The sequence below is a fragment of the Tannerella forsythia genome (assembly GCF_001006485.1).
GTDB classification, from domain to species: Bacteria; Bacteroidota; Bacteroidia; order Bacteroidales; family Tannerellaceae; genus Tannerella; species Tannerella forsythia.
Genome location: NZ_JUET01000058.1, coordinates 388,479 through 408,135 on the forward strand (window position 1 = coordinate 388,479; position 19,657 = coordinate 408,135).

Genomic DNA, 19,657 nt, shown 5'->3' on the forward strand with positions numbered 1-19,657 from the left:
AATAATTGATCTGAGATCTGCGTGGCCTCATGAGGCAAATGATTTCACGAAATCTACACAAACGAGAATCTTGGTCAAAAGCTTATAGTTGGTTTTTAGAAAAAGCAATTGGGTTTAAAGTGATTGCTTAAAAAAAATGATTAATAGATAATACTTATGTCACACTTCAACGAACACGCATTAGAAATGGCCATCATGGAACTGCTGGAGCAGCAGGGATATGTGTATAAGAATGGTGAGACAATTCATAAAGAGTTGTCTGAGGTTCTGCTGTTGGACGACCTACGACTATTTTTGATGGAACGTTATGCCGAAGAGGGCATAACTGCATTAGAGGCGGAACGTATAATAGCTAGACTGAAAGCAGACAATGGGGATTCGCTTTATGCGCAGAATGCACAAATATATAGACTGATGACGGAAGGCTTTGCCATTAAACGTGAGGATGCATCAAAGCCAGACTTGTTTGTTGAAGTGATTGACTTTGAACATACCGACCGCAACATCTTCAAAATTGTAAATCAACTGGAGATAGTGGGTCAGGAGAAACGCATACCTGATGGTATTGTCTATGTAAATGGTTTGCCCGTGGTGGTGATGGAATTTAAGAGTGCGGTGAAGGAGGACACAACCATTATGAATGCCTTCACGCAACTGACGGTACGCTATCGCAGAGACATCCCCAACTTATTCCGTTATAATGCCTTCGTGGTGATTAGCGATGGCGTTAATAATAAGTATGGCACACTGTTTACGCCTTACGATTTTTTCTATGCTTGGCGTAAGGTGGAGAGTACGGACAAATCGGATGACGGCATTGGCTCGCTGCACACGATGGTGGAAGGATTGTTTAGACGGGAGCGTCTGTTGAGCGTAATGAAAGACTTTGTGTTCTTCCCCGACAATTCAAAAGGAGAACAAAAGATTGTTTGCCGTTATCCGCAGTTTTTTGCAACGCATTTGCTTTACGAGAACATTTTAGGACACTCGCACATCAATATCAAGGGCGACGGAAAGGGTGGAACGTACTTTGGGGCTACGGGATGCGGAAAAAGTATGACGATGTTGTTCCTGACGAGAATGTTGATGCGAAGCCGCCACTTGGCCTCGCCCACAATTGTATTGATTACCGACCGCACCGATCTGGACGACCAATTGGCTGCACAGTTTGTAAATGCCAAACTATTTGTTGGTGATGAGACAATTATCAATGTGGAAACACGCAAGGAGCTGGGCGAACTGTTAAGAGGAAGAAAGAGCGGTGGCGTTTTCCTAACCACTATCCATAAATTTTCTGAAGATATCAACTTACTATCTGACCGTGCCAACATCATCTGCATCTCTGATGAGGCACATCGCTCGCAAACAAATATCTCTCAAAACATTTCGATTACAGACAAAGGTGTGAAGCGCAGTTATGGTTTTGCAAAGTATCTGCACGACTCGCTACCCAATGCCACGTATGTTGGATTTACAGGAACACCTATCGATGCTACGATAGACGTGTTTGGAAGTGTGGTGGATTCGTATACAATGACAGAATCGGTGATTGACGGCATCACTCGCCGCATTGTATATGAGGGTCGTGCTGCCAAGGTGTTTGCCGACCATAAGCAATTGCAAGAGATTGAGAACTACTATAAGCAATGCGCTGAGGAAGGCGCCAACGAATATCAGATTGAAGAGAGCAAGAGAGCTGTGACACAGATGGATAAAATCATTGGCGACTCAAAGCGATTGGCTGCTGTGGCCAAAGACTTTATTGACCATTATGAGAAACGCATAGAGGAAGGTAGCACCGTATGCGGTAAAGCGATGTTTGTATGCTCTAATCGCCAGATAGCCTACAACCTTTATAAACATATTATATCGCTGCGACCAACATGGGAGGCAGAACGCATCAAGATGGTGATGACTCGTTCGAAAGATGATGAAGAAACGCTTTATAATCTACTGGGTAGTGATGACGACAGAAAGAAACTAGACCTAGCATTTAAAGATTCTGAGTCGGAATTTAAGATTGCCATCGTGGTGGACATGTGGATTACTGGCTTTGACGTGCCTTGTCTCGACACAATGTATATCGACAAGCCTTTGCAAAAGCATACACTCATTCAAACCATTTCTCGTGTAAACCGCGTGTATGAAGGCAAGGACAAGGGGTTGGTTGTAGACTATATCGGCATTAAAAGCAGTATGAATAACGCGTTGAAACAGTATGCTGGTGGGGGCAACATGGATAGTAATGTGGAAACCATCGAAGAATCGCTAACGATGGTAAAGGACGAACTGGACATTCTGCGCAGAATGTTTGCCGAGTTTGACTATTCAATGTTCACCATAGGCACACCTTTACAACAACTTGATTGCCTAAAGCGCGCCGCCGAGTTTGTACAGCGTACCGAAAAGACACAGACGCTCTTCATGGGACACGTGAGGAAATTGAAATCTGCATTTAATCTCTGTTCAAGCCACGATGAAATTAATCAAGAAGAACACGAAGACATACATTTCTTCACGGGCGTGCGTGCAATTGTTTATAAGATAACGAAAGGAGATGCCCCCGATGTAACGCAGATGAACCATAGGGTAAGCCAAATGCTTCGTGAAGCGTTGCAGTCGGAAGGTGTAGAAGAAGTGGCACAGGTGAATGCCGACACTAAAGACCTAGACTTATTGAGCGAGGAATACATGGCGAGGCTCGAAAGACTACAGTTGCCCAATACGAAGGTGAAATTAATGGAGAAGTTGCTACGTACGGTTATTACTGAATTTAAGAAGGTGAACAAGATGAAAGGTGTGGATTTTACGAAACGCCTGAACGAGTTGGTGAATAAGTATAATGACAGAAGCGACAATGCCGTGTTTGCCCAAGAGGTGCTTGACGAGGTGGCTAGCAAGATGGCTGAACTATTGAAAGAAGTGAACGAGGAAAAGAAATCGTTTAAAGACTTGGGAATAACTTATGAAGAAAAGGCTTTCTACGATATTCTGAAATGTATTGCCCATAAGTTTGGCTTTGAATATCCAGAAGACAAGTTACTTACGTTAGCTGCTGCAGTGAAAAAGATGGTGGACGACAAATCAAAATATACTGATTGGGCTAATCGTTCGGACATTAAGGCCGAACTACAAATGGACTTAATACTTATTCTTGCAGAACATGGATATCCGCCTGTACCACAAGATGAAGTGTTTAAAGAAATCTTTGAGCAGGCTGAAAATTTCAAGAAATATGAGTCGGAAACTGATACTGTTGACAAATCAAGAGTGAATCAACAAGTTAAGATGTATCCGCATTTCGAAGAAGGTAGGCTTATGATGGCAGCCGAACCCTTTGAATGATATAATTGGAAACATTGTTGTCCGATAAAAATCGGTTAATCTCGTAATTCATATTATATATCTCTGATAAACAAGGCTTCATTATTTTCCATATTCATATTCAAAAAGCAAGCCCTGCCGATCGAATAAGTTTTGCTGTTCCAACTTTTGCCGGTTTCTCAGCCAATCCTTCTCCGGATTTTCCAGAAAACGCATTAAATGGAGGTAGTTAAACAGATGTATTCTCAAAAAAACTTACCAAATAGGAGAAAGACCAAGAGCGTTTTAACTGTTTTTGAACCACTGTTAAGAGCAAATTCACTATCAGAGCGCAGTATATTTGTATTTTATGAATGTCCGTATATATGCCTAAAATTAATTATATATTACTGATATACAGAAATTTATTTCTTGCTCCAATCCATACATCCAAATTATTGTTATTAAATAGTTTAATGGAGCTTTTAGGTACAAACACGGATATTCATTTGTATTTTGATGGCATTCTCATTGTCGCCAAGAAAATACTTCAACGGAAAATTCTGTTTTAACTGTTTAAACAGCAATTTTATCTGCCAACGCAATTCGGGGATGAACCAAAACAGACCAGTCTATCTATCGAAAAAGGGGCTGTCCAAAAAGTAAGATAGCCCCTTTAGCTATTGTTTATCATTGCTTTTTGATAAAATTTCTTCCCTGCGATTGATGTAAGAAAAACGACTTTAAAACGCTGCTTTGTTGAATTGCTCAGTCTTTAAGTGATTGTTTATGATTAGCTTATGCAATAATAATGGGTGAAAATCGGTTTGGCTATCAATGCTGTCCGATAAAAGAGACAGTCTTTCTTTCGAAAATAACTTTTATCGGACAGCAATGTTACATTATGAACGCTCCCGGTAGGACGCATCAAGGTTGCGTTTAGTGTTTGCAGGAAACAAGAGGTAATGGGTGTTTGATGCCTTGCTTCTTCTTTAGCCCGTTCGTAGGCATTCTTCAAATCCTCATTCATTAAATGATACACGAATGGTTTGCCACTAGTCACCACACTTTCATCAAACAGCAACTGAGTTTCTACTCCTGTTAGTGTAGAGCCCTCAATGGCGGTAGAGTGGATAATAAGGGAATAGAGGTAGTAATTTTCATAGTCCACCGCTTCACTGATACCAAGTTTCGTGAACTTTTAGTGCATTGCTTCTATCTCTTGCCATATGCCTTGTTCCATTAATTGTTATTTAGTTGGCTTTATTTTTATTCAAAAGGACTGTTTTTGCTTTGTTCCACCAAGTAAAGTTTATATTTTCATGTTTCCATAATGGGATGGCTGGGAACAATTTTAAAAAGAAAAAAGAGTTAAATGCTTGAAAATAAGCAATCTAACTCTTTTTGTAGTACCCAGACCCGGGGTCGAACCGGGATGGATGTTACTCCACTGGTGTTTGAGACCAGCGCGTCTACCGATTCCGCCATCTGGGCATTTGCGGGTGCAAAGGTAGAGAATATTTTTTGAAAAAATAAAATTCATGAATAAAAAAAGGTCGTAATGCAGTGTGCAGGCTTGACTGGCTCAACATTCTCTGATATTTTATCGATGTATCTATAAGGTAATCAGTGTGCTTGCAAAGAAGATGTGATCGTTGTTGCTGTCAAAGATATTTCCCGACAAATGCACTGACCCGTTGGGTGTATTCCTCGCGGTTGTCACGGTAAGAGACGGCATGAGCAGTGCAGGGAACGATCCACAGTTCTTTATCACCTTGTTTTTTAGCTTTGTATAGTGTATAAACCATCCACGTAGGGACATAATCGTCCGCATCGCCGTGGATAAAGAGGATCGGGTATTGGCTTTTTTCGATCTGTTTCAGTGCGGAGGCTTCGCGGAAGTCCCAACCGTAAAGCCACTTACACAGCAGGTTCGTTGTATATAGCATCGGTATTTCGGGCAGTCCGAAGCCGACTTTCAATTCTTTCGAGAATTCGTCCCAGACGCTTGTGTACCCGCAATCTTCGACGAAGCATCGCACGTAGTCGGGTTGCGCGTCGCCGGCCATCATCATCGCCGTTGCCGCTCCCATTGAGATTCCGTGCACAACGATTTGTGTTGAGTCGCCGAACATTGTATGGGCTACTTCCGCCCAACGCCTCACGTCGTGTCTGTCGAGCCATCCCATACGGATATGTTCTCCTTCGCTTTCTCCTCCGCCATATAAATCGGGCAACAGGATGTTGAACTCGAGATCGTGATGATAAAGATAGCCGATCATCAGCATCCGCACGGCGCTATCCGTGTATCCGTGAACGATCAGGGCGGTGCGTCGGGTCGGTTGGGGCGCCTCTGCATAAAGCGCATGAAGGCGGATGCCGTTGCGGAGGATAAACGTATCGCGTAAGGCGCCGGTTTGTTTCAGGCTGTCAGCCCAAGGCTTGATGAACGGATACTCGGTAAACATGTACGCATACGATCCGTCGGTATCTTTGCCCGAGTTATTGGCGGGACAGAGCGAATAGTCAAGCATGTAAAAACTTCCTCCTGCAATCGCGGCGGATAGCAGGATCAGTATCCCGGACAAGAGATAAAGCGCACGTTTCATCGCGTTTGTATTTTGTACGATAAAGTCTCTTTATTTTAGTCTTTTCGCAACGATTTCAGTAACCTAATCTCGGCCGCATAGCCATCTAATTCGTTCGGCGTTTCAAGATTGAATGGCAAATCACGCAGTGCCGGATGATTGATGATACGGGTGATAGCTTCGAGGCCGATATTTCCTTCTCCGATTTTGGCATGGCGATCTTTGTGGCTGCCCATTGGGTTAAGGCTGTCATTAAGGTGAATAGCACGCAGTCTATCCAGCCCGATGATTCGGTCGAATTCGTCTATCACCTCATCAAGCTGATGGATGATATCGTATCCGCCGTCGAAGATGTGGCATGTATCGAGACATACTCCCAAGAGATGCGCCAGCTCGACCCTGTCGATGATGGCACGCAGCTCTTCGAACGAACGGCCGATTTCGCTTCCTTTGCCGGCCATGGTTTCCAGCAGAACGGTTGTACGTTGTTCCGGTTTCAGGATCCGGTTCAGCATTTCGACGATGTAGTCGATGCCGATTTCTACCCCCTGTTTTACATGGCTTCCGGGGTGGAAGTTGTAGAAATTCCCGGGTACGTATTCCATCCGTCGCAGGTCGTCAGCCATGGTTTCCGTCGCAAATTTTCGCAGACCAGCGTCGGCAGCGCAGGCATTCAGGGTGTAAGGCGCGTGTGCCACGATGGAAGAAATATCGTGCTCCTTAGCCAGTTGAAGGAAGGCCTCTACATCTTTCTCATCGATAGGTTTGGCCGTTCCTCCCCTTGGATTGCGTGTGAAAAACTGAAAGGTATTGGCTCCGATACTCACGGCCTCTTTGCCCATGGCCAGAAATCCTTTGGAGGCCGATAAATGACAACCGATTCTAAACATGCTGTTTCTGTTCTTTTTAATGAATAAATTTTACGATCTCGCATGGCTCCGACGTACCAAACGTTTTCACGGTCTGAAACCGTCCTTCATACTTTTGAGAGATAAACCATACATAGCGATGGATGCTATTGATATATATACCGTTATTCTGTGTCGGATCTTGACGGAGTTGGGGCAATAGCAGATAATCGATGCCTCTTTCTACAAGGTAGCGATTCATCATATCAGGATCATAGATACGCAGGGTTACAAGATCAACTTTTCGGCATTCCCGTATAAAATCTTCCAGGTCGTTCGTGTATGTCGCACCTGCATCTCTCAACATTTCTGAAGTCTGGTTTTTTAAACTGTCGTCCATCAGATAGATGCCTATCTGATGGACCTCTCTTCCCCCGATGTTTACAGGGGTCACGGAAGTGATGACGTATTGAAGTTGTTCTCCATAAAATGCATGTTTATCGACAGCGATAATAAACGGGGCTTTTTCATTCTTTTTCAGATATTCCAGGGTGTCGAGCGGGACCGTCAATGTTGCCGGTAGTCCTGTAAAATCACGGTCGGCATAAATCTTTGAGATCGACGCCTTACGGCTGACGATAACGGCATCTTTCTCCAGATTGTGGGCAGCCCACTGACTTGCCTTGATAAAATTCTGCCAGTCGGGCGTGAGGCCGTAAAGTGTTTCGCCAAGCATATTCTGCTGCAAGACGGGGATGTTGCGCGCCACCCGATTCTTTGATATGATGAGTGTACCTCCGCATACGACAAACAATAACACCGGGTAGATAAAGAAAAATTTTCTTAACGGTTTGGATTGAAACAGGTAGCACAGTCCTCCGAGCAGGAACAGAAGGATCAACGGATAATAAATCATGATCAGCCGGTCTTGTCCCCAGATGATTTGGAGCAGTACAAAGCTCGCAAAGTTCATCACGCCGATGTAGATTCCCACGAACAGTAGCGCCATATTCCGTCTGAATACGATGGCAAGTCCCGAAAAATAGAGCAGGTATATGATCACGGTGCGCCATACATCTGTTTGGGGCAGGTTGCTGGGAGTTTCCGGAATGACTCCCATCATCTGGCATAAGAAAGCAGAAAGGTAGATTTGCGAATTGATGAGAAAGCGGTTCATGAAACCTGCCCAATCTTCCATTCCCTGGCTCGGAGCGTAGTAGTCTTTCGCTAAATAGTTTCGGATATCGTAAGCGCTACCGGCTTCAGGCCAAACAACGGTTTTGAAGAGTTGAAACGCCGCGAAGACAAGCACAGTGGCAACAACCGTATACAACAAGTCTTTCCATCGTAACTTTACCATGAAGAAGAGAGCTACGGCTCCTATAACAGCATATCCGATGCTGCGTGTAAGCCCCATACACAGTGCCAGCATGCCGAGGATGAGGTATTTTTCCCAGTCTGTTTTCAGGGTGTAGGACACATTGCCGTTACGCAAAAAATAATTGGAAAAGAAGTAGAGAAAAAGCGCCTGAGTCAGCATAAACATCGGTTCGCTGTACGTATGGCTTGCATAGAAGAAGACGAACGAGCAAAGACTTGTAAGCAATAGCGCAGGCATCAGTACAAGTGCGGGAACGATGCCCCGGAAACTTTTATATGTGAGCCAGAGTGAAAGCAGAATAAAAACGGCCGACAGCGATTTAAGCAGGATCAGCTTGATCCCGAACACGCCGACGAACGGAGCAAGGACGATCGGATACAGCGGCCCGCGGAATCCCGGAAACCGGAAGTCTCGCCAGAAGTTTTGAGCGTTTATAATATAGTCGCAGTCGTCGCCGCTGAGGCTGACTTTGATATCGAAAAGCAGGATGCTCATCAACGCTCCCAAAATCATCGAAATGACAAAGAATATACGTTCGTGCCGTTCAAAAAAACGGTTGATTCGGGTGTATGTTCCCTGATCGGGACGAGGCTTGTACACCTTATTTTCGTGTTGGTGTACCTCTGTCTGTTTGTGCTTTTTTAGTTTGTTCATCGCGTTCAAGGTCTGAATAATTTAAAATCAGCAAGCCGCATCTTTTGGAGACGGTAAGCGAACGATACGCCCAATACGCCCCAGCCGTATGTGATGCTTCGCCTCAGGTTGATGGACGAGGCTTCCTCAAAGTATCTGGTCGGACAACTGACTTCGCCGATACTGAATCCCCAGTAGAAAATTTGCGCCAGCATCTGGTTGTCGAAAACGAAATCGTCCGAATTTCTCTCATAGGGAACCGCCAGCAATACTTCTTTTGTAAAGGCCCGGTACCCGGTATGATATTCACTCAGTTTCTGCCCCATCAACAAATTCTGTATGAAGGTCAGAAAACGGTTAGCAACGTATTTATAAAGCGGCATTCCTCCCGCAAGGGCTCCTTTGCCGAGGATACGCGAAGCGATGACTACAGGATACAGTCCACTGGCGATCATATAGCAAATGGACGTTAGCAGAAGCGGTGTATACTGATAGTCGGGATGAAGCATCACCACAATATCGGAACCGATCTCGAGTGCTTTGTCGTAACAAGTCTTCTGATTGCCTCCGTAGCCTTTGTTTTTTTTGTGTTTGATGACGTACCGTATCCCTAACTCACGAGCGACATCGGACGTATGATCCGAGCTGGCGTCATCAACCAATACGACATGATCGACAATATCGAAAGGAATTTCTGCATAGGTCTGTCGCAATGTTTGTTCGGCATTATAAGCCGGCATGACTACGGTTATAACTTTTCCTCGTATCATTTGTTGTTTTAATAGCGGACGCAAAATTACGACTTTACGCTGGAAAAACAATCGTGCATGCTATGAATATCTGTTTTTTCCATGTATTTTTGCAAGGTTTTAAAGGATGGAGACGACAACGGAGCACAAGAATAAAGGGGGAAATAAGTGGGTAAAAGGAATTGCCTGGCTGCTGCTGACGCCCGTATTGCTGGTGTCGATTCTCTCATTACTCTTGTATGTCCCTGCCGTTCAAAACTTCGCCTTGAAGCATGTAACGCAATACGCCTCCGAGGCTTTGGGCACGAAGATCGGTGCAGGTCGCATTCTTTTGTCGTACCCATTGAACCTGACGCTACAGAAGGTATCGGTGCAAGATGCATCGCAAGACACGTTGTTTTCTGTCGGTGAACTGTCCGTGAAAATTCGTCCGTTGCCCTTACTCGACAAGGAAATTTGGGTATCATCCGTGTTGATAACGGATGTATCCGTCCGTACGAAGCAATGGCTCGAAGGCATGAGTGTTGAAGGTCACATCGGCGAGCTTATGACCTATGGAGGGCGGGTGTATCTGTCGAAAGAAAAAGCCATGTTAAACCAGCTTTCGATTACTGATGCCGATATAACGTTGCAAATTGATTCGCTTTCAGCGTCATCGGATACGACAGATACGCAAGTCAATTGGACGATTCTGGCCAATCGCCTTCGTCTCCGACAGATTGCATTCCGGTTACGCATGCCTTCAGATTCTCTCCGTTTAGAGACTCTCATCGGGGAAGCGACACTTACAAATGGCGCCGTCGATTTGGGTGCGGGGCAGTATAGCGTGTCAAAACTGGATTTGTCAGACAGCTTTGTCTCTTATGATGCCAGCGACCGACCTCCTGCCGAAGGCTTTGATCCGTCGCATCTGCTACTTTCTCAAATCAATCTGGAGTTGGACTCAGTCTTTTACCGTGAGCCGGATATCAGAGCTCATCTTCGCGCGTGTTCGATGAACGAACGTTCGGGCTTGCAAATTACTTCCTTTACCGGCCGTGTATGGAGCGACAACATCGCATTATCCGTCCCGTATTGCGAACTGCGCTTACCTCGTTCGCTGGTTGAACTGCGAGCGATGGTTCCCTGGAACTCTCTGGCCAAAGACCCGCTGGGTCGTCTGCAGGCTGAACTTAAGGCATCAGTCCATTTGCAAGATGTTTTCGTGCCGATGGGCCAACATGTGTCCTTTTTAGAAGAAAAATATCCCGACACGTTACTGACTTTTCATGCGGCCGTCGAGGGTAATATGCGGCAGTTGTATGTTCACCGGTTTCAGGGCGCCTTGCCCGGCGCGTTCCGGATAGATGCACATGGCGCGGCAGAACGGTTGACGGATGACGTATATCGTTCCGGAGAATTGTCTCTGAGTGTGCAGATGCAAAACAAGCAATGGCTGAAAACATGGCTGCCGGCCTTATCCGGAGGACGCATCAATATTCCGGACAGTTTGCGACTGAAGATGGCTGCGACATTAACTCGCGGGGTTTATCAGGCGAATATGTTGCTCTCCGAAGGAAATGGATCGGCTCGTTTTTCAGGAAAGTATCATGCTTTTCAGAAGGCTTACGCAGCTGATCTGATGATTGACAGTCTGAATTTGATACGTTTCCTGCCTGAAGATTCGATATTCCATGTGACAGGCTCGTTACGTGCCGAGGGAAAAGGGACGGACTTTTTCTCGAAAGCGACCCATCTTATATTTGATGGAGAACTGAAGGGGTTGCAATACAAAGATCGGTATATTTCGGGCATCTCGGTAGAAGGTACTTATCGCAATCATCAGGCAAATGCCCGGATGGCGAGCGCTTATCCGTATCTGAAGGGAACGGTCACATTCGATGGAAATATACGTAAAGACAAAATTGCAGGGATGTTGATTGTCGACATGGATACATTGGATTTGCACGGGTTGAACGTAACGGAAAAACCTCTATCCAATTCGTTTCAACTTTTCTCGGAAATCGATACGGACTTGAAGAAGCGACATCGACTGGACGTGACGCTCGGTAACTGGGAGATGGCAATGGAGAAACAGAAGGTAAGGCCGAAAACGCTGACTCTGCATGCGGCGTGCAACGAAGATACGACGCGCGTTTCATTCCATGCGGGCGACCTTGGGATGGTGTTGACAGGAAATACCGATTTGGAAGCTCTTATCGGCAAACTGACGGAGGTGTCGGATGATTTCCAGAAGCAAATGAAGAAAGATACCGTCGCATATTTGCAGCATCTGACACCCTTATTGCCCGAGCTTGATTTACAGGTTGAAGCAGGGCATGATAACCCGTTGCAGAATTATTTGCAGGAGAATGATCTCTCTTTCGATCGTTTTTCGTTTCGGGCTTCGACATCTCCGCAGGATGGGGTCAATGCGAACGGACTGTTGCTTTCGCTCATGAAAGACACGATCAAGATTGATACGGTACGTTTGAGCATCCGGCAAGATTCGATCGATGGATTGCGCTACACTTGTGATGTGACGAAAAACAGATTTCGACGGCAGAAACCGTTTACGGCCGGTGTACACGGCCGGCTTCAAACCGGAATGGCCGATATCGAAGCCAGTTATCGGGATGCCCGCGGGGAGACGGGACTCCGGTTCGGTGCTCGCGCCACCAAACAACCTGAAGGTTTCCGCTTTGAGTTTTTCCCCGAAAATCCCGTGCTGGGTTTTATGCCGTTTATACTCAACAAAGACAATTACATGGAGATACGCACTCTGAAAGATATATCGGCCAACCTGAAGCTGATCGGTGAACAGAATGCCTCCTTGTGGATTCATTCGACGGAAACAAACGGAAAAATGGATGAACTATCCGTCGAAATCAGTCAGATAAATTTAGAGAAAGTGTCGCACTTCGCCCCGATCCCTGTCATGGGAGGGTTAGCCAACGTGGCACTGCGCTATGTGCCGATGGAAAAATCGTTTATGGTGGCGACCGATGCCAGCGTCGATGATCTCGTTTATCAGGGAGGGAGCATGGGAGAGCTGTTGTTGAACGGGGTATATCTGCCGCTTGATAACGACAGACATCAGTTTGACGCACACTTCTTCCACAATCAAGCTGAAATCGCCATGCTCTCCGCTCTTTATCAGCCGTCAAAAAATCACCAGGTAAGCGGCACCATGACTCTCAGCCAGCTGCCATTGAAGATGTTGAATCCTTTTCTGGGCGAAACAGGCCGTATGCAGGGATGGCTGAATGGGCGAATGACTTTGGCCGGAACAAACAAAAAACCTTCATGGAACGGTCATCTGCAATTGGACTCGGCATTTGCATACGTGACGGCTGCCGGAACGGATCTCCGTTTCGACGACCGTAAAATAGAAATGAAAAACAGCAAGATTCGTTTTAATAAATACAGTATTTATACGAATGGAAACAATCCGTTTATCATTAATGGAATAGTAGATATCAGTCGTCCGATGCACGAGACCGTTAATTTAAGGCTGACTGCAAACAACATGCAGCTGCTGGACACCCGCAAAGAGCCGGGAAGTATGATTTATGGCAAGATGCTGGTCGATCTGAATACCACTCTGAAAGGGCCGTTGCGTGCCATGTACATGCGAGGCGATCTGCATGTGCTCGGCAGTACAAACCTGACGTATGTAGTTCCGGAGTCTAAACTGGAGAGTCGTGATAACTTTGCCGATCTCGTCACGTTTACGTATTTCTCCGATACGATTCCCAAGCGTCGTCGGTGGGGCGAGACCTTGAGCACGGCTGAGACTGTTCAGCCGCTTCCGTCGGTGGGAAGTATGGATATGCTCATGACTGTTCGCATCGACCCCGTTGTCCGTCTGAAGATTGATTTGGGCGGTGAACAGTCGAACCGTATCGAACTGAAAGGAGGCGGCGATCTGTCGTTTCAGTACACTTCACTGGGTGATATGAGGCTGAACGGACGTTATACGATATCGGACGGACTGGTTCGATACAGCATTCCGGTCATTCCATTGACCGATTTTACGATTCGTGATGGCAGTTATGTCGAATGGCGAGGCAATCCGATGAATCCGTTCCTGAACCTTACCGCTTTAAGTCGGTTACGTTCGTCGGTCAATTTGGATGGTCAGTCGCAGATGGTCGATTTCAATACCGGCATTCAGGTGCGGCAGGAGTTGCAAAAGATGGCGTTGAAATTTATTTTGGAAGCGCCGAACAATGGCGCCGTGCAGAACCAGTTGGCTGCCATGGGAGAAGAGGAACGCAGTAAGCAGGCGATCAGTTTGCTGGTGACGGGGGTTTACTTGGCCGGTGACGGTGCTGGAACAGAGCGAATGGATGTCGGGGCTGCCTTGAGCAGTTTGTTGCAGCGCGAAATCAATAATATGCTTGGCAGTTTGCTGGGAGAAGTGCCTTTTTCTTTCGATGTGAATACGTATGACGGTACCGACGGAAAAGGCCGGCGAATCGATTATCTCGGACGTTTTTATAAAGGTTTTATGAACGATCGTTTATACACCACGCTGGGGATGAGGTATTCGACTAATGATCCGGTGACTGGCGACCGGTTTTATGTCGATGATGCATCGCTCGAATATCGTCTCGATACCGAAGGATCCCGTTTCATCCGAATATTCAGTCAGAAAGATTACGAGAACCTGTTTGAAGGAGAAATCCGAAAGAGAGGGGTGGAGGTGATCTTCCGTCGTAAAACGAGACGGTTTGGGGATCTGTTTGATTTTCGCAGACAACCGGCTATCCGAAGGGAAGATGATTCGTACAGGAATGAGCCGGACAATGATTCGTCAGAGAAAAATGAAGAGGAGCAGGAAAAAGATGAATAGCTGGATCGGCACGGGAATTGTAGGGTTGCTTTTGGGCGGGTTGTGTGCATGTTCGACGACGAAGAACTTGCCGAAGGGCGAGGTATTGTATACCGGCATCGAGAGTATTACAGTGACCGATCGGGAGCATGTCCGTGAAGCCGATGAGGTATTGGGCAAGGTGGAAGAAGCGCTCGCATATCCGCCCAACAATGCGCTACTGGGCAGTTCGTCGAAGCGTACCCCGTTTCCGCTGGGGCTGTGGATGTATAATGCGCATGTCAACAAGAAGGGAGCGTTTCATGAATGGATGTTTCGCTGGCTTGCCGCAAAACCGGTCTTTATCTCAACGGTTACGCCGGCTACGCGGGCACGTGTGGCGCAGAATCTGCTACGTGAGAATGGCTATTTTACAGGGACGGCATCCTGCGAGATCGTACCGAATAAAAAAGATTCGCTTAAGGCCGGTGTGCGTTACGAGATTACCCTCAACGAACCTTATACGCTCGATTCGATCTTTTACCGGCGCATGCAAAATCGGGGTGACACACTGCTGAAGCTGCAGGAAGATAAGCGACTTCTGCGCAAAGGCGACCGTTTTAGCATAGAGACGTTGGAAGCTGAGCGACAACGTCTCGCCACGATTATGCGAAACAACGGATATTATTTCTTTCGTCCCGAATACATCATTTATCAGGCGGATTCGTCGTTGCGCGAAAAAAAGGTCGATCTTCGGGTCGGACTGAAACAGGGCGTTCCGGAAACCTTGCTGCGTCCGTGGTATATCGGCCGCATCTCCATTTATCTGAGTGGCTACGATAACGAGATGCCCACCGACAGCATCTCTTATAAAGACCTTACCATTTATTATGAGAATAGATTGCGCGTAAAACCTTCCGTGTTATACAAGCAATTACAGTTTACATGCGGCGAACTTTATTCGCTCGAAAAACAGACCGAGACACAGCTTGCCCTAAGCAGGCTTGGCATCTTCCGTTATACCGACATGCAATATATGCCCACCGACTCGTCTCATACATCCGATACGATGAATGTTCAAATCTATACGTCATACGATTATCCGTTCAACAGCCGGTTTGAGATCAAGGCGACGATGAACGACAATAACTACGCCGGTCCCGGCATCGTACTTGGCGTTACACGCCGCAACATGTTCGGCGGAGGCGAGACACTGGCGGCTTCACTGTTTGGTTCATACGAGTGGCAGACGGGAGCCCGTGCAGCCGGCCATACGGGGATGGTGAACAATTACGAGGTAGGAGCGAAAGGTACGCTGACTTTCCCACGCCTCGTGCTTCCACGCTTGGGACGAGGCGCGTACGATTTCTCTGCCTCAACACGCATGGACGCACAAATCTCACAGCTTAACCGGGCGCACTTTTTCAGACAGCTCGTTTTCGGAGGAAGCCTCGCATACGAGTTTGTGCCGAATCCGATACGCCGCCATACCTTCACGCCTGTCCGACTGACATTTTCCCGTTTGCTCCATACAACTCAACGCTTCGACAGCATTGTCTCCCTCAACCCCTCGGTACGCCAGAGCCTGCAGGATCAGTTCTTTCCTGCCATCGAATATTCGTACACGCTCGATAACTCGTCTGTACGCGAAGAACGGAGTAAAACGTGGTGGCGTTTCTCCGTCTCCGAGGCCGGTAATCTCCTCTCCGGCGCCTATGCCTTATTCGGTCGCAGGTTTAACGACGAAAAGAGGCTTCTGGGTAATCCGTTCTCACAGTTTCTGAAAGTCACGACCGAGCTTCGTTACAACCATTACATTAACCGCAATCACCGGCTTGCTTTCCGTGTCGGTGGAGGTGTGATTTACAGCTACGGCAACACCTTACAAGCACCTTACGGCGAGCAGTTCTACGTAGGTGGAGCAAACAGCATCCGCGCCTTTACGATCCGCAGCGTAGGCCCCGGACGTTTTGCCCCCGATCGTGACAATCCGTATGCATATATCGACCAGATCGGCGATATCAAGTTCGAGGCGAATGCCGAGTACCGTTTCCGGCTGGTCGGTGATCTGGATGGAGCCGTTTATCTCGACATGGGAAATGTATGGCTTATGCGTAACGACCGGGCACGTCCCGGCGGTCAGCTCAAATGGAAACATTTCCTCAACGACATCGCGACGGGCACCGGTGTTGGTTTTCGTTACGACATGGACGTGCTCGTCTTTCGCTTCGACATCGGTTATGCACTGCATTTCCCTTACTCGACCGACCGCCGAGGATACTTTAATGCTCCCTCTCTCAGAGATGCGCTCGGCTTCCATCTGGCACTCGGTTATCCTTTCTGATCGTCTCCGTTTGGGTTTTGGCAGTACACTCCAAACAGTCGTCCGATTTATGATATACCCGACCGAAAAGAATCCGACAGGCATAAGTTCCGGATCCGATGCTTATCGGATTTTTTTTTATGCCTATCGGATTTTTTTCTATGCCTATCGGATTTTAAGGCTCGCGTGTCAAAATTTTCCTCCCCCTGTAATGTCCCGAATTTCGTTTAAGCCGGAACATATTCCGCAATAAGGCTACGTTAATTTTGCGAGGCGCAAACCGATATATGACTACCGGTCGATAACGATCTTTTGGCTGTAGACTTCGCCGCTTGCGGTACGCACCGTAACCAGATAAATGCCGGACGAAATATCTGCTACATCCAATCTCCCGGCACGGTCGGCGGCGCGAAGCAGACAGCCTCCGAATGAATAGAGGCTTATCCGGCTGATCTTTTCTGCACTTCGGACGGCGATCGCCCCCTCATGCAAACGAATCTCGCACGGAGCAACGGCTTCGATCTTTTCGTTAGGCGACAACCCCGGTTCACGGAGATAAAGATGAAAGCTGTGAGGTTGAAGCAGCACTTCCCGGTTCTTATCGGTTGCTCCGATTTCCAGAAATGCAGCGGCATCACTGAAGATATCCTTCCACCTTCCTGTTGTCGGGAACTGTGCCGGGACAGAGAGAGGCTTGTCGGTAAAATTGCCTAACAGCAGCAGATCGGCCTCTGCATGTTGCAGTGCGATACGCCGGCCGTTCTCCCAGTCCGATGCGTCGGTATTCATCGTTTCCGATGCAGGTGAAGCAAACAGCCCGGGATATTTCCGGCGCAAAGCGAGCAGCCGGGTGTACGTATCGAACAGGTCATGGCGGTGCATCTCCTCGTAATAGTCCCACCGTACCGGCTTACGTCCTGTACGGCCATTCTCTTCGATCGAATAATCGTAGCCCAACTCGCCGAACTGCCAGATCATCTTCGGGCCGGGTGTACACAGCAGAAAAGCCGCATTGAGCGCCGCCCGACGAAGACGTGTCGCCTCATCGCTTTTGACCGGCGGGATGCCCCACGTTTTCGCCTTGTACATCGTGCGTTCTTCGTCGTGGCTTTCCTGATACGTCATCAGACGATGCTCTTTCCAGCCGCGCGAGGTTGCACTGCCGCCCTTCAGGCTGCTGCCGTCCTTATAGCCCATGGCCGACTGGCAATAGGCGTGATTCATGTTGTTCCAGAGCAGCATCCCGTCGTCGGCCAGTTCCTTTTCTTCTTTGTTTTCGCAGAAATGTTCGAGGATCGTATATGCTTTCGGGTTGATTTTCCGAATATGCGCATGGTAATCTTTCAGAATCGCAATACGTGACGCATCATAGCGGGAAGCCGTAGCTTCAGTCGATTTCGTTTGCGTAAATCCTTTCGTCAGATCGAACCGGAAGCCGTCGACACGATAGACCGTCAGCCAATGCTTCAATACCCGTTTGAAAAATTCACGCGTACCGGAATATTCGTGATTGAAGTCGGAGAACACGTTGTAAGGATGGGGTGCGTCGACGTTGAACCACGGATTGTCGGCGGCCGGCTTCCCCGTCTCACCATCCCAATAGAGGCGTGCGAAAGGATGCGACAGCGTCGCATGATTGAAGACGACGTCGAGGATGACCGACATGCCCCGTGCATGTGCTTCGTCGATGAAGCGTTTATAGTCGTTGGGCGTACCGTAGGCCTTGTCGGGTGCAAAATAGAATGACGGGTTGTACCCCCAGCTGTCGTTTCCATCGAACTCCTGTACGGGCATCAGCTCGACGGCATTCACGCCCATGGCTTTCAGGTAGTCCAACTTGCCGATGGCTGCCGTAATCGTTCCCTCTTTCGTAAAATCGCGAACGAGCAACTCATAGACTACCAGCCGGTCGGCAGCCGTCGGGTCGAAGCAGGTCGTCTGCCATCGATACGGCTCTGCTCCCGTACGCATCACCGAAACGATGCCTTCCGTCTGCATCGGATAAGGTTTCAGGTCGGGATAGACGGTGACGGGAATGGCACGGTCATTCCACGGATCGAGTATCTTCTCGGCATAAGCATCCGCAACCTTGAATGCATTATCAATAAGATACTGGAACGCATATTCTTCACCTTTCTTCAGTCCGCCGACTGTTCTCCACCAGTGATCACCGTCACGGTACATCTGCCAGTCGTTGCTCTTTGTCCAGCGGTTGAAGTCGCCCAGAAGATGCACGTGCCGCTTGCCGGGCGCATAGAGCGAAAGCACGACAGAGCCGTCTTCACGATACGTTATGCCGTCTGTTATTCCCTCCGGACGCGGCTTACGCTCGGGCACCGCAGGAACAAACGCCTGCTCGTTCAGCGTCACAAAGATGTCGGTATTGCCTTCTCCCTTCCCTTCTTTTTGTTTGTCGCCGCTGCGGAAAACGAAAGCCAGCTTAAGAATCTTCTCGTCTGCCGGCACACCGTAATAGGCTCGTATATTCGGCGAAAGGGTCAGTTGCCATCGGTCGCCACCCAACGAAGCAAGTTTGTATTTTTCCTGATTGTCTCCCCACGAAGGAGCATACTTCCAGTCGCTTCCGCTCGTGCTCTTGTCCGTGATCACGCCGGTATGGGCATAAACAGGGCCGGCATATCCTTTCAGTCCGCCATTTCCTTTCGACGCATCGAAAATGATTTTCACCGTTCCGACCTCCGTCACAATGGCAGGGTCGGTCGTCACCTGCGTCATCGCTACGAACGATGTCAGGAGAAATAAGAATAAAGAAAGAAACCGTTTCATCCTATAAAAATTAATGGGTTCTAAAGTGTTATCAATAGAACAAAAATACAATTTATTTATCAATCAGTGTTCTTTTGACGAATTCTTTGAGCCATATCCGCAAAGAAAATCCATAGAAAAGATGGTCATAGGTTAGCATTCCGGAAAGGGTAGAAAAAGGGTGTGGTAGAGCGATGAAGAGCGCAAAGTCCTTTCTGTGTTTTTTATCTCAAGTGCTTGGATTTAAAGGAAACTTTTGTACTTTTGCCCG

8 protein-coding genes, 1 tRNA gene and 2 pseudogenes are annotated in these 19,657 nt (G+C 47.6%); 3 read left to right on the forward strand and 8 right to left on the reverse strand.

Annotated elements, in window-relative coordinates; translation table 11 throughout:
* The first annotated feature begins 156 nt into the window (after nucleotides 1–156).
* Nucleotides 157–3,345, forward strand: a complete 3,189-nt coding sequence (locus Tanf_RS04675) for a type I restriction endonuclease subunit R (RefSeq protein WP_080948549.1) — start codon at nucleotides 157–159, stop codon at nucleotides 3,343–3,345.
* Nucleotides 3,346–3,809: 464 nt separating this feature from the next.
* On the opposite strand, the pseudogene Tanf_RS16335 reads toward Tanf_RS04675, so the two are convergent.
* From Tanf_RS16335 to Tanf_RS04705, 7 genes and pseudogenes are all read right to left on the reverse strand, one after another.
* Nucleotides 3,810–3,905, reverse strand: a pseudogene (locus Tanf_RS16335) (IS4 family transposase); the annotation flags it as partial.
* A gap of 266 nt (nucleotides 3,906–4,171) precedes the next feature.
* Nucleotides 4,172–4,486: pseudogene (locus Tanf_RS14170) on the reverse strand (Fic family protein); the annotation flags it as partial.
* Nucleotides 4,487–4,713: 227 nt separating this feature from the next.
* Nucleotides 4,714–4,797: transfer RNA gene (locus tag Tanf_RS04685), tRNA-Leu, on the reverse strand.
* 170 nt (nucleotides 4,798–4,967) lie between these two features.
* Entirely contained in the window at nucleotides 4,968–5,912 is a 945-nt protein-coding gene (locus tag Tanf_RS04690; RefSeq protein ID WP_046825046.1) for an alpha/beta hydrolase, read from the reverse strand.
* Nucleotides 5,913–5,947: 35 nt separating this feature from the next.
* Nucleotides 5,948–6,781, reverse strand: a complete 834-nt coding sequence (locus Tanf_RS04695) for a deoxyribonuclease IV (RefSeq protein ID WP_046825047.1) — start codon at nucleotides 6,779–6,781, stop codon at nucleotides 5,948–5,950.
* 16 nt (nucleotides 6,782–6,797) lie between these two features.
* Entirely contained in the window at nucleotides 6,798–8,774 is a 1,977-nt protein-coding gene (locus Tanf_RS04700; RefSeq protein ID WP_140230702.1) for an ArnT family glycosyltransferase, read from the reverse strand.
* Between the two features lie 5 nt (nucleotides 8,775–8,779).
* Nucleotides 8,780–9,523 carry a glycosyltransferase family 2 protein gene (locus Tanf_RS04705; protein WP_046825049.1) on the reverse strand — a complete coding sequence of 248 codons (744 nt, stop codon included), beginning with the start codon at nucleotides 9,521–9,523 and terminating at the stop codon, nucleotides 8,780–8,782.
* 106 nt (nucleotides 9,524–9,629) lie between these two features.
* On the opposite strand from Tanf_RS04705, the gene Tanf_RS04710 reads away from it, so the two are divergent.
* Both Tanf_RS04710 and tamL read left to right on the forward strand, forming a co-directional pair.
* Nucleotides 9,630–14,339 (forward strand): translocation/assembly module TamB domain-containing protein, encoded by a 4,710-nt coding sequence (locus tag Tanf_RS04710; RefSeq protein ID WP_052449002.1) that lies wholly within the window; start codon nucleotides 9,630–9,632, stop codon nucleotides 14,337–14,339.
* Nucleotides 14,332–16,641: a translocation and assembly module lipoprotein TamL gene (gene tamL / locus Tanf_RS04715; protein WP_046825050.1), complete on the forward strand. Its 2,310-nt coding sequence runs from the start codon at nucleotides 14,332–14,334 to the stop codon at nucleotides 16,639–16,641. The genes Tanf_RS04710 and tamL overlap by 8 nt, the downstream gene beginning before the upstream one ends.
* A 270-nt stretch (nucleotides 16,642–16,911) precedes the next feature.
* Here the strand turns inward: tamL and Tanf_RS04725 are convergent, their stop codons facing one another.
* Nucleotides 16,912–19,407, reverse strand: a complete 2,496-nt coding sequence (locus Tanf_RS04725; protein ID WP_052449003.1) for an alpha-amylase family glycosyl hydrolase — start codon at nucleotides 19,405–19,407, stop codon at nucleotides 16,912–16,914.
* Nucleotides 19,408–19,657: the final 250 nt, after the last annotated feature.